Origin of the sequence: Pseudomonas sp. HD6422, from assembly GCF_025377065.1 — a bacterium.
GTDB classification, from domain to species: Bacteria; Pseudomonadota; Gammaproteobacteria; order Pseudomonadales; family Pseudomonadaceae; genus Aquipseudomonas; species Aquipseudomonas putida_U.
Genome location: NZ_JAHWIW010000005.1, coordinates 176395 through 187942, shown reverse-complemented (window position 1 = coordinate 187942; position 11548 = coordinate 176395). Strand labels below are relative to the sequence as shown.

At 62.4% G+C, this 11548-nt stretch carries 10 protein-coding genes; 7 read left to right on the top strand and 3 right to left on the bottom strand.

Features of this window, described 5'->3' with window-relative positions; translation table 11 throughout:
* The first annotated feature begins 38 nt into the window (after positions 1 to 38).
* The 5 genes from KY379_RS05445 to hisF all read left to right on the top strand — a co-directional run bounded on the left by KY379_RS05445 (position 39) and on the right by hisF (position 4823).
* Entirely contained in the window at positions 39 to 1700 is a 1662-nt protein-coding gene (locus KY379_RS05445; protein WP_133327500.1) for an OFA family MFS transporter, read from the top strand.
* Positions 1701 to 1957: 257 nt separating this feature from the next.
* Positions 1958 to 2551 carry an imidazoleglycerol-phosphate dehydratase HisB gene (hisB, locus tag KY379_RS05440; protein WP_133327498.1) on the top strand — a complete coding sequence of 198 codons (594 nt, stop codon included), beginning with the start codon at positions 1958 to 1960 and terminating at the stop codon, positions 2549 to 2551.
* Positions 2552 to 3190, top strand: a complete 639-nt coding sequence (hisH, locus tag KY379_RS05435; protein ID WP_133327496.1) for an imidazole glycerol phosphate synthase subunit HisH — start codon at positions 2552 to 2554, stop codon at positions 3188 to 3190. It begins immediately after the preceding gene.
* A 114-nt stretch (positions 3191 to 3304) separates the two neighbouring features.
* The gene (gene hisA, locus KY379_RS05430; RefSeq protein WP_003257484.1) at positions 3305 to 4042 is read left to right on the top strand and encodes a 1-(5-phosphoribosyl)-5-[(5-phosphoribosylamino)methylideneamino]imidazole-4-carboxamide isomerase; all 738 of its coding nucleotides are present in this window, start codon (positions 3305 to 3307) and stop codon (positions 4040 to 4042) included.
* A gap of 10 nt (positions 4043 to 4052) precedes the next feature.
* Positions 4053 to 4823, top strand: coding sequence for an imidazole glycerol phosphate synthase subunit HisF (hisF, locus tag KY379_RS05425; protein WP_079226229.1), 771 nt, complete (start codon positions 4053 to 4055; stop codon positions 4821 to 4823).
* Between the two features lie 137 nt (positions 4824 to 4960).
* Here hisF and choV read toward each other — a convergent pair whose 3' ends face one another.
* From choV to KY379_RS05410, 3 genes are all read right to left on the bottom strand, one after another.
* Complete coding sequence (gene choV, locus KY379_RS05420) at positions 4961 to 6139, bottom strand: choline ABC transporter ATP-binding protein (RefSeq protein WP_133327494.1); 1179 nt, start codon at positions 6137 to 6139, stop codon at positions 4961 to 4963.
* Positions 6136 to 6984, bottom strand: a complete 849-nt coding sequence (gene choW, locus KY379_RS05415) for a choline ABC transporter permease subunit (protein ID WP_196172089.1) — start codon at positions 6982 to 6984, stop codon at positions 6136 to 6138. The genes choV and choW overlap by 4 nt, the downstream gene beginning before the upstream one ends.
* A gap of 81 nt (positions 6985 to 7065) precedes the next feature.
* Positions 7066 to 8013: a choline ABC transporter substrate-binding protein gene (locus tag KY379_RS05410; RefSeq protein WP_133327490.1), complete on the bottom strand. Its 948-nt coding sequence runs from the start codon at positions 8011 to 8013 to the stop codon at positions 7066 to 7068.
* 443 nt (positions 8014 to 8456) lie between these two features.
* Between KY379_RS05410 and KY379_RS05405 the strand changes: the two genes are divergently transcribed.
* Complete coding sequence (locus KY379_RS05405) at positions 8457 to 9833, top strand: L-serine ammonia-lyase (protein ID WP_261239382.1); 1377 nt, start codon at positions 8457 to 8459, stop codon at positions 9831 to 9833.
* Positions 9834 to 10334: 501 nt separating this feature from the next.
* Complete coding sequence (locus tag KY379_RS05400; RefSeq protein WP_133327486.1) at positions 10335 to 11441, top strand: GlxA family transcriptional regulator; 1107 nt, start codon at positions 10335 to 10337, stop codon at positions 11439 to 11441.
* Positions 11442 to 11548 lie beyond the last annotated feature (107 nt).

The window sequence follows — 11548 nt, the reverse complement described above, 5'->3', positions numbered from 1 at the left end:
AATCCGCCAGCCCCGTCTACCTACATAAGGATAAATCCATGAGCAGTACTATCACGGCCGAAGGCCTGGCGACATCGCCAGGCTTCCTGTCGAAGGAGCGCATCATCGCCCGCCCGGGCTTCAACCGCTGGCTGGTACCGCCGGCAGCCCTGGCGATTCACCTGTGCATCGGTATGGCCTACGGCTTTTCGGTGTTCTGGCTGCCCCTGTCGCAAGCCATCGGTATCACCGCACCGGTCGCCTGTTCCGCCGACATGGGCTTCATCGCCCGTATGTTCACCAGCGAGTGCGACTGGCCGATCTCGATGTTGAGCTGGATCTACACCCTGTTCTTCGTCTTCCTTGGTTGCTCGGCCGCCGTGCTCGGCGGTTGGCTGGAACACGCCGGCCCGCGCAAGGCCGGCTTGGTGTCGGCGCTGTGCTGGTGTGGCGGCATGCTGATCTCGGCGATCGGCGTGAAAACTCACCAGCTCTGGCTGATGTGGCTGGGGTCCGGTGTGATCGGTGGTATCGGCCTGGGTCTGGGCTACATCTCGCCGGTGTCGACCCTGATCAAGTGGTTCCCGGACAAACGCGGCATGGCCACCGGCATGGCGATCATGGGCTTCGGCGGCGGCGCGATGGTCGGTGCACCTCTGGCGACCGCGCTGATGGGCCACTTCGGCAACGCCCAGGAAGTCGGCGTCTGGCAGAGCTTCGTGGTGATGGCTGCGGTTTACTTCGTGTTCATGACCGCAGGTGCCCTGGCCTACCGCATTCCTCCGACTGGCTGGAAGCCTGAAGGCTGGACGGCTCCAGCGAAGAAAGCCGGCAACGGTATGGTCACCGACCGTCACGTGCACGTCAGCGTCGCCTGGAAGACCCCGCAGTTCGCCCTGGTCTGGCTGGTACTGTGCCTGAACGTCTCGGCCGGTATCGGTATCCTCGGCATGGCTTCCCCGCTGCTGCAGGAAGTGTTCGCCGGCAAGCTGCTGGGCAATGAGCTGAGCTTCAGCCAACTGGATGCCGCACAACTGACCCAGATCGCAGCGATCGCCGCCGGCTTCACCGGCCTGCTGAGTCTGTTCAACATCGGTGGTCGGTTCTTCTGGGCTTCGTTCTCCGACTACATCGGCCGCAAGAACACTTACTTCGCCTTCTTCGCCCTCGGCGTTGGCCTCTACAGTCTGATCCCCAACATGGGTCACCTGGGCAACGTGGCGCTGTTCGTAGCGGCGTTCTGCATCATTCTGTCGATGTACGGCGGCGGTTTCTCCACTGTACCGGCGTACCTGGCCGACCTGTTCGGTACCCAGATGGTCGGTGCCATCCATGGTCGCCTGCTGACCGCGTGGGCCGCGGCCGGTGTGCTCGGCCCGGTGCTGATCACCTACCTGCGCGAGTACCAACTGGCGGCAGGCGTGGAGCGTGCAGCGGCCTATGACATGACCCTGTACATCCTCTCCGGTCTGCTGGTACTGGGCTTCATTTGCAACCTGCTGATCCGTCCGGTGGCCGACAAGCACTTCATGAGCGATGCCGAACTGGCCGCCGAGCGTGCCCTGAGCCACGACAAAGGCGCCGATGGCGCGCGTTCGCTGGAATGGCACGCGGCACCGGGCAGCCTGCCGCTGGTGCTGATCGCCTGGGCGGTAGTAGTGATTCCGCTGGCCTGGGGGGTGTGGATCACCCTGCAGAAAACGGCTGTGTTGTTCCATTGAACGATGAAATAGCCAGCGTTTTCACGGCCTGAAAGGGCTCTGTCACCGGCAAACCGGCTCCTCCAGTGACCTCTTCTGCAGGAGCCGGCTTGCCGGCGATGGGCTGCCAAGCAGCCCCTGATACCCGGTTGTATAGACCTGTAGCACTATCGGTCCCCGTAATTCCTCGCTTTGCCATATGTCATCCGCGTTTCAAGCGGGCGCGTTCTGGGCCTATAATGGAGCCCTTTTCGCCCAATGATTTTGCGGAGCTGGTGATGGTCGAACGTAAGGCTTCCGTCGAGCGCAATACCCTGGAGACCCAGGTCAAGTGCTCGATCAACCTCGATGGCAGTGGCAAGGCCCGATTCGATATCGGCGTGCCGTTCCTTGAACACATGCTTGACCAGATCGCTCGCCACGGGCTGATCGACCTGGATATCGAGTGCAAGGGCGACCTGCATATCGACGATCACCATACCGTCGAAGACGTCGGTATCACCCTCGGCCAGGCATTCGCCCAGGCCATTGGCGACAAGAAGGGCATCTTCCGCTACGGCCACGCCTACGTGCCGCTGGACGAAGCGCTGTCGCGCGTGGTCATCGACTTCTCTGGCCGTCCGGGCCTGCAGATGCACGTGCCGTACACCCGTGCCAGCGTCGGTGGCTTCGATGTCGACCTGTTCCAGGAGTTCTTCCAGGGCTTCGTCAACCACGCTCTGGTGACCCTGCACATCGACAATCTGCGCGGCCACAACACCCATCACCAGATCGAGACCGTGTTCAAGGCTTTCGGCCGCGCCCTGCGCATGGCCGTGACCCTCGACGAGCGCATGGCCGGCCAGATGCCGTCGACCAAAGGGTGCCTGTAAATGCAGACGGTAGCCGTAATCGACTATGGCATGGGTAACCTGCACTCGGTGGCCAAGGCGCTCGAGCACGTCGGCGCCGGCAAGGTGCTGGTCACCAGCGACGCCGCGGTGATCCGCGAGGCGGACCGTGTGGTGTTCCCGGGCGTCGGCGCGATTCGCGACTGCATGGCCGAGATTCGCCGCCTGGGCTTCGACAGTCTGGTCCGCGAAGTCAGCCAGGATCGTCCGTTTCTCGGTATCTGCGTCGGCATGCAGGCGCTGCTGGAGCACAGCGAGGAAAACGACGGCGTCGACTGCATTGGCCTGTTCCCGGGCCAGGTGCGCTTCTTCGGCAAGGGCCTGGAAGAAGACGGTGAGCACCTGAAGGTGCCGCACATGGGCTGGAACGAGGTCAGCCAGACCATCGACCACCCGCTGTGGCACGACATCTCCGACCGCGCGCGCTTCTATTTCGTGCACAGCTACTACATCAATGCCGGCAAGCCGGGGCAGGTGGTCGGTCGTGGTCACTACGGCGTCGACTTCGCCGCTGCGCTGGCCGACGGATCGCGCTTTGCCGTGCAGTTCCACCCGGAGAAGAGCCATACCCATGGCCTGCAGCTGCTGCAGAACTTCGTCGCTTGGGACGGGCGCTGGTAAGTCTTTGGCTTCAAGCTCCGAGCTACTAGCGCCAGGCACTTGCGCCTAGCTCGGGCAAACGCGTGCAAGCTTGTCGCTTGAAGCTTGCAGCTTGTGACTTTTCGAGGAACACACATGCTGATTATCCCCGCTATCGATCTGAAGGACGGAGCCTGCGTGCGCCTGCGCCAGGGCCGCATGGAAGACTCCACGGTGTTTTCCGACGACCCGGTGAGCATGGCCGCCAAGTGGGTCGAGGGTGGTTGCCGCCGGCTGCACCTGGTCGACCTCAACGGTGCCTTCGAAGGCCAGCCAGTCAACGGTGAAGTGGTCACCGCCATCGCCAAGCGCTATCCGACCTTGCCGATCCAGATCGGCGGCGGCATCCGCTCGCTGGAAACCATCGAGCACTACGTCAAGGCGGGTGTCAGCTACGTAATCATCGGCACCAAGGCGGTCAAGCAGCCTGAGTTCGTGGCCGAGGCGTGCAAGGCGTTCCCGGGCAAGGTCATCGTCGGCCTGGACGCCAAGGACGGCTTCGTCGCCACCGACGGCTGGGCTGAAGTCAGCTCGGTGCAGGTCATCGACCTGGCCAAGCGTTTCGAGGCCGATGGCGTCTCGGCGATCGTCTACACCGACATCGCCAAGGACGGCATGATGCAAGGCTGTAACGTGCCGTTCACCAAGGCACTGGCCGAAGCCACCTCGATTCCGGTGATCGCTTCGGGCGGCATCCACAACCTGGGTGACATCAAGGCCCTGCTCGATGCCAAGGCCCCTGGCATCATCGGCGCCATCACTGGCCGCGCCATCTACGAAGGCACGCTCGATGTCGCCGAGGCCCAGGCCTTCTGTGACAACTACCAAGGCTGAGGACTGAACCATGGCATTGGCCAAGCGCATCATCCCTTGCCTGGACGTGGACAACGGCCGGGTGGTCAAGGGCGTCAAGTTCGAGAACATCCGTGACGCCGGTGACCCGGTGGAAATCGCCCGTCGCTACAACGAGCAGGGTGCCGATGAAATCACTTTCCTCGACATCACCGCCAGCGTCGATGGCCGCGACACCACCCTGCATACCGTCGAGCGCATGGCCAGCCAGGTGTTCATTCCACTGACCGTGGGCGGTGGCGTGCGTACCGTGCAGGACATCCGCAATCTGCTCAATGCCGGTGCCGACAAGGTATCGATCAACACCGCCGCGGTGTTCAACCCGGAGTTCGTTGGCGAAGCCGCGGACCGTTTCGGTTCGCAGTGCATCGTCGTGGCTATCGACGCCAAGAAGGTGTCGGGCCCTGGCGAGGAGCCGCGCTGGGAGATCTTCACCCATGGCGGACGCAAGCCAACCGGGCTGGATGCGGTCGAGTGGGCGAAGAAGATGGAAGGCCTGGGAGCGGGTGAGATCCTCCTGACCAGCATGGACCAGGACGGCATGAAGAATGGCTTCGACCTGGGCGTGACCCGCGCCATCAGCGATGCGCTGGGGATTCCGGTGATTGCTTCGGGCGGAGTGGGTAACCTGCAGCACCTGGCTGACGGGATTCTGGAAGGGCATGCCAGCGCGGTGTTGGCGGCGAGCATCTTCCACTTCGGCGAGTACACCGTGCCTGAGGCCAAGGCCTACATGGCTTCGCGCGGCATCGTCGTTCGCTGAAGCATTGATTGGGGCTGCTTTGCAGCCCATTCGCGGGCAAGCCCGCTCCCACAGGGACCGCACCGTCCTTGAAATCGGTGGAGGGCCTGTGGGAGCGGGCTTGCCCGCGAATGGGCCGCCAGGCGGCCCCAATTGCATCACCCGTGGGTCTTGCCGAGCAGCGCGTGATAGAGCTCGGTATCCCCGAGAATCCCCACCACTTTGTCGTCTTCCTGCAGCACCAGTTTGTTGCCGGTCTGGTAACGAATCTGCAGCGCGTCGCGCATGCCGATGTCGGCGTGCACCAGCGTCGGCTTGCGCCCCAGCCCTTCCACTGCCTGTCCCGGGGCCCAGTTCTGCATGTCCAGACCGTTCTGTCCCTGACGGGCGCGCTTGATCGAGTTGCCTTCGCCCAGGTCCAGCCACGAGTCGCCGCCCGGATCCAGACACACCGAACCATTGACTCGCTTGCAGTCGTCCAGAGTGCGCATCAGGCTGCGCCCGCACAGCACGTTCAGCGGGTTGGTGTGGGCGACGAAGGTACGTACGTAGTCATCGGCCGGGTTGAGGACGATTTCCTCGGGTTTGCTGTACTGGATGATCCGCCCGTCCTTCATGATGGCGATGCGGCTACCCAGCTTGAGCGCCTCGTCCAGGTCGTGGCTGACGAACACGATGGTCTTGCTCAGTTTGCGTTGCAGTTCCAGCAGTTCATCCTGCAGGCCTTGGCGGATCAGCGGGTCGAGGGCCGAGAACGGTTCATCCATCAGCAGGATATCGGCATCCATCGCCAGCGCCCGGGCCAGGCCCACGCGCTGCTGCATGCCGCCGGAGAGTTCGTCCGGTTTCTTGTTGCGCCATTGGGTCAGGCCGACCAGCTCGAGTTTCTCGTCGACCAGCTTGCGCCGTTCTTTCTCCGGACGGCCCTGCATCTCAAGGCCGAAGCTGATGTTCTCACGCACCGTCAGCCAAGGCATCAGGGCGAATTTCTGGAACACCATGGCGATGCGCTTGGTGCGCATCAGTTTCAGCTCCGCCGCGGTGCAGTTGGCGATGTCGATGTGCTTGCCTTCGTGCTCGACAAACAGCTTGCCGCGGCTGACGGTGTTGAGGCCGTTGATGCAGCGCAGCAGGCTCGACTTGCCCGAGCCCGACAGGCCCATCAGCACGCAGATCTCGCCCTTGTTGATGTCCAGATTGGCCTTCTCGACTCCCACCACCAGCCCGGTCTGCTTGAGGATCTGTTCGCGGGTCTTGCCCTCGTCGAGCAATGCCAGCGCTTCGCGCGGCTTGCTGGAGAAAATGACGTCGACGTCTTCGAAACGAATGATGCTCATGCTTCACCCCTTACCGGCAGCTCCGGTTGCTTGCAGATACGGTCGAGCATGATCGCCAGCAGCACGATGGCCAGACCTGCTTCGAAGCCCAGGGAAATATCGGCGGTGTTCAGTGCGTTGACCACAGGCTTGCCCAGGCCATCGGCGCCTACCAGGGCGGCGATCACCACCATCGACAGCGACAGCATGATGCATTGGGTCACGCCGGCGGCGATGCTCGGCATGGCGTGAGGCAGTTCGATGCGGGTCAGCAATTGACGGCGCGAGCAGCCGAATGCCTTGCCGGCGTCCATCAGCTCCTGCGGCACGTCGCAGATACCCAGGTAGGTGAGGCGGATGGGCGCGGCGATGGCGAATACCACCGTGGAGATCAGCCCCGGCACCACGCCCAGGCCGAACAGGGTCAGGGTCGGGATCAGGTAGACGAAGGTCGGCACCGTCTGCATGAGGTCCAGGATCGGACGCATGGCGGTATAGAACATCGGCTTGTGCGCCGCGACGATGCCCAACGGCACGCCGATGGCAACGCAGACGACGGTGGCGAAGCTGACCTGGGCTAGGGTCTCCATGGTTTCCTGCCAGTAACCCAGGTTTAGGATCAGCAGGAAGGACAGGGCGACGAAGACGGTCAGCGACCATTTACGCTGGATCAGGTAAGCAAGGGCGGCGAACAGGGCGACGAGGACATAGGGGTTGAACCAGGTCAGGGCACTGGTGACGCCATGGATCATGAATTCCAGGCCCTGAGCGATGGCGTCGAAATAATCGGCGCCGTTCTGGGTCAGCCATTCGACGAACGACGCGATGTACTGACCCAGGGGTATTTTGTGATCGATGAGCATGATAGCGAGCTTCCACCTGCAAAGATTGAAATCAGTCCGGGACGGGCACGGTCCCGCCCCGAGGTAGCGCTATTACGTATTTCGTTATTGCACGAGCTTGGCCTTGGCCGCCTCAAGGCCGGGTTTGCCATCCACGGTGGTAACGCCGGCGAGCCAGGTATCGAGCTTGCCGGGGTTGTCCTTGAGCCACTTCTTGGCGGCTGCTTCGGGTTTCATCTTGTCGTCCAGGACATAGCCCATCATGGTGCTCTCATCCTTGAGCTCGAACGACAGATTCTTCAGCAGTTGGCCAACGTTGCTGCATTCCTGCACATAGCCCTTGCGGGTGTTGGTCAGCACGGTCGCCTTACCGAAATCGGGACCGAAGAACTCGTCCCCGCCGGTCAGGTACTGCATCTTGAAGCGGGTGTTCATCGGATGCGGTTCCCAGCCCAGGAACACGATCGCCTCGCCACGCTTCTGCGCGCGGTCGACCTGCGAGAGCATGCCGGCCTCGCTGGACTGCACGATCTTGAACCCGGCGTCCTTCAGACCGAAGGCGTTCTTGTCGATCATGCTCTGGATGGTGCGGTTGCCATCGTTGCCGGGCTCGATGCCGTAGATCTTGCCGTCCAGTTCTTTCTTGAACTTGGGAATGTCGCTGAAATCCTTCAGCCCCTTGTCATACAGCGCCTGGGGGACCGCCAGGGTGTATTTGGCGTTTTCCAGGTTGGCGCGCACGGTTTCTACGGTGCCGGCGTCGCGGTATTGCTTGATGTCGTTCTCCATGGTCGGCATCCAGTTGCCGAGAAACACGTCCAGGTCCTTGCCGGTGGCCAGTGACTTGTAGGTCACCGGTACCGAGATCATCGTCGTGTGGGTCTTGTAGCCCAGGGCTTCGAGCACGACGCTGGTGGTGGCCGTGGTGACCGTGATGTCGGTCCAGCCGACATCGGAGAACCGTACCGTCTGGCACTGTTCGGGTTCGGCGGCCTGGGCCAGCAGCGGAGCGGTGAGCAACGCTACCAGCAACAGCGAGGGTGAACCTTTCATGGATGGACTCCTGTGATTTTGTCTTCGGGTTCGCGTGGGTCGCCGGGCGTTCTGAGGGTCCGGTCGACCAGGCCTGCAGAGGGCAGGTTGCGTGGCCGTGCTATACGAGTCGCTTTCGATAATCCTCCAGCGCCGGGCAATCGCCTACTGGTGGGGTCGTATCCAGTACGCAACGGGTCGCATCCAGTATGGGCGATGTCGTTTATGGGTTTTTCTACCCATACAGCCGCGGTTTTACGTCACAAGGTCACTCGAAAGCGGCGCTTGCGGGTAGGAAAAGTCAGCGGCGCAGCTGGACAAAAGTACGTCGGTTGCAGACGGCGAGGGGGTAGGCAAAAGCCCGATGATGCGTGCATTCCTGGCGGCTCGCAGCTATCAGCCTAGCAGTTGCCCCGCCCTGCGCATGGCGCGCAGAGACAAGCCCAGCAAGAGGTGATTCGACAATGGCCATCAGCGTGTTCGACCTGTTCAAGATCGGTGTCGGGCCTTCCAGCTCGCACACCGTGGGGCCCATGCGGGCCGGTGCGTTGTTCGTCCAGGGGCTGCGCGAGCGCGGCGAGTTGCAACGGGTCAAGCGGGTCGAGGTGCGGCTGTATGGCTCGCTGTCGGCCACCGGGGTCGGCCACGGCACCGATAACGCCACGATCATGGGCCTGATGGGAGAATGGCCTGACGCCATCGACCCGACGCAGATCGTGCCACGCATCGCCGACCTGCGCGAAACCAACACCTTGTTGCTGGATAACCAGCTGCCCGTCGAGTTCGTCTGGGCCCGCGACATGCTGCTGCTGGACGAGAACCTGCCATACCACCCCAACGCCATGACCTTGATCGCCGAAGGTGAGCAGGGCGAGCTGCACCGCGACACTTACTACTCGGTCGGTGGTGGTTTCGTGGTCGATGCCGCGCAGGCTGCCAGCGGTGTGCTGGACGCCGACCAGACGGTGCTGCCGTACGATTTCAACAGCGCCGCCGAGCTGCTGCGCTTGTGCAAGCAAAACGACCTCAGCGTGTCGCAATTGATGATGGCCAATGAGAAGGTCTGGCGCAGCGAGGAAGAAATCCGCGCAGGCTTGCATAAGCTCTGGGACGCCATGCAGGAGTGCGTCGCCAATGGCCTGAAGTACGAAGGCACGCTGCCGGGCGGGCTCAACGTGCGCCGCCGCGCCGCCAAACTGCACCGCAGCTTGCAGGAAATCGGCAAGCCCAATGTGATCGGCTCGACCATGAGCGCGATGGAGTGGGTCAACCTGTTCGCCCTCGCGGTCAACGAAGAGAACGCCGCCGGCGGGCGCATGGTCACCGCGCCTACCAACGGCGCGGCGGGGATCATCCCGGCAGTGTTGCACTACTACATGCGCTTCAGCGATGCCGTGGACGAGTCCAGTGTGGTCGACTTCTTCCTCAGTGCGGCCGCGGTAGGCATCCTGTGCAAGAAGAACGCTTCGATTTCCGGTGCCGAGGTCGGCTGCCAGGGTGAGGTCGGTTCGGCCTGCGCCATGGCCGCGGCAGGCCTCGCCGAGGTGCTCGGTGCAACTCCGGCGCAGTTGGAAAACGCCGCTGAAATCGCCCTGGAGCACAACCTAGGGCTGACCTGCGACCCGGTCGGCGGGTTGGTGCAGGTGCCGTGCATCGAACGCAATGCAATTGCCGCAGTGAAAGCCATCAACGCGGTGCAGATGGCGCTGCGTGGCGACGGCGAGCATTTCATTTCCCTCGATCAGGTGATCCGTACCATGCGTGACACCGGCGCCGACATGCACGACAAGTACAAAGAAACCTCGCGCGGTGGCCTGGCGGTCAGCGCCATCGAATGTTGATGTAACTGGTGTTGTTCGCGGGCAAGCCCGCTCCCACAGGAAGCCCACAATGCTTCGATTTCGTGGATTATCTGTGGGGGCGGGCTTGCCCGTGAAAACGCCACGAATGATCTACCGGTGCATCATTTTGTTTCAACGCTCCTTCTTGGTGCACCGCTCATCCCGACCGATCGTCGGCTGTCGTAATCAGTGTTGGCGTTGTCGGTGACACTCAAGAGTGTCGTTTCTGGGCAACCAATATTGCGCGTGTCACCAAATTGCTCAGCCGTTACGTGCAATGCGCTAGCACGCAGGTTTGCGAAGATTGACCAACGCTTGGCGAAGTGCTTGATTTGCCTGATTAAGGGGTCGTTTTCAGGTTTTTTCGGACGACCATTCAATTTTAGGCACGACCTTTGCGTTGAGATTGGCATCCAAGCGCCGGCATTTTGAGCCGGCGCCATAACAAGAATCAGTGCTCGCCTGAGGCACACCCCAGCATTTGTGTGAGGAGAAACCGCGATGACGTCCTACACCTCCGGGAATCAATCCCAGAACCGCACAGCACCCCAGTCCATCGGGTTTCTCCTATTGGACAACTTCACCCTGATTTCCCTGGCGTCGGCCGTCGAGCCGCTGCGCATGGCCAACCAGCTGTCCGGCCGCGAGCTGTACCGCTGGCACACGCTGACTGCCGACGGCGGCCAGGTCTGGGCCAGCGATGGCTTGCAGATCACTCCCGACGCAGCGATGCACAGCGCACCGCCCATCGATACCGTGATCGTCTGTGGCGGCGTGGGTATCCAGCGCAGCGTCACCCGCGAGCACGTCACCTGGCTGCAGGTCCAGGCGCGTCAGTCTCGCCGTCTGGGCGCGGTATGCACCGGCAGTTGGGCATTGGCCTGTGCCGGCCTGCTCGATGGTTTCGATTGCAGCGTGCATTGGGAATGCCTGGCCGCCATGCAGGAGGCCTTCCCGCGGGTCAACATGAGCACTCGTCTGTTCACCCTCGACCGTAACCGTTTCACCAGCTCCGGCGGCACCGCGCCGCTGGACATGATGCTGCACCTGATCAGCCGCGATCATGGTCGCGAGCTGTCGGCAGCGATCTCCGAGATGTTCGTCTACGAGCGCATCCGCAACGAGCAGGACCACCAGCGGGTGCCGCTCAAGCACATGCTCGGCACCAACCAGCCGAAGCTGCAGGAAATCGTCGCGCTGATGGAGGCCAACCTGGAAGAGCCGATCGACCTCGACGAGTTGGCGGTATATGTGTCGGTGTCGCGGCGACAGCTCGAGCGGCTGTTCCAGAAGTACCTGCACTGCTCGCCGTCACGCTACTACCTGAAGCTGCGCCTGATCCGCGCCCGGCAACTGCTCAAGCAGACCCCGATGTCGATCATCGAGGTGGCCTCGGTGTGCGGGTTCGTCTCCACACCGCACTTCTCCAAGTGCTACCGCGAGTACTTCGGCATTCCGCCGCGTGACGAGCGTGTGGGTTCCAATACCGCGCAGCAGGTGGCGATGATGCCGATTCCGCAGGCCATGGCCCTGTCGCCGCACAGTGGGCCGATGGCGGCGTTGAGTCAGGCGCGTAACGAGTCGACGTTTGCCAGTGTGAGGCTCTAGAACGACGCGGGCCTCTTCGCGGGGCAAGCCCGCTCCCACAGGTACCCCACTGTTCTCAAGGGCGGTGGGGTACCTGTGGGAGCGGGCTTGCCCCGCGAAGAGGCCCG

Coding starts and splice junctions, on each gene's coding strand:
- KY379_RS05445 (WP_133327500.1), top strand. CDS start 39: ATGAGCAGTACTATCACGGCCGAAGGCCTGGCGACATCGCCAGGCTTC.
- hisB (WP_133327498.1), top strand. CDS start 1,958: ATGGTCGAACGTAAGGCTTCCGTCGAGCGCAATACCCTGGAGACCCAG.
- hisH (WP_133327496.1), top strand. CDS start 2,552: ATGCAGACGGTAGCCGTAATCGACTATGGCATGGGTAACCTGCACTCG.
- hisA (WP_003257484.1), top strand. CDS start 3,305: ATGCTGATTATCCCCGCTATCGATCTGAAGGACGGAGCCTGCGTGCGC.
- hisF (WP_079226229.1), top strand. CDS start 4,053: ATGGCATTGGCCAAGCGCATCATCCCTTGCCTGGACGTGGACAACGGC.
- choV (WP_133327494.1), bottom strand. CDS start 6,139: ATGAGCATCATTCGTTTCGAAGACGTCGACGTCATTTTCTCCAGCAAG.
- KY379_RS05410 (WP_133327490.1), bottom strand. CDS start 8,013: ATGAAAGGTTCACCCTCGCTGTTGCTGGTAGCGTTGCTCACCGCTCCG.
- KY379_RS05405 (WP_261239382.1), top strand. CDS start 8,457: ATGGCCATCAGCGTGTTCGACCTGTTCAAGATCGGTGTCGGGCCTTCC.
- KY379_RS05400 (WP_133327486.1), top strand. CDS start 10,335: ATGACGTCCTACACCTCCGGGAATCAATCCCAGAACCGCACAGCACCC.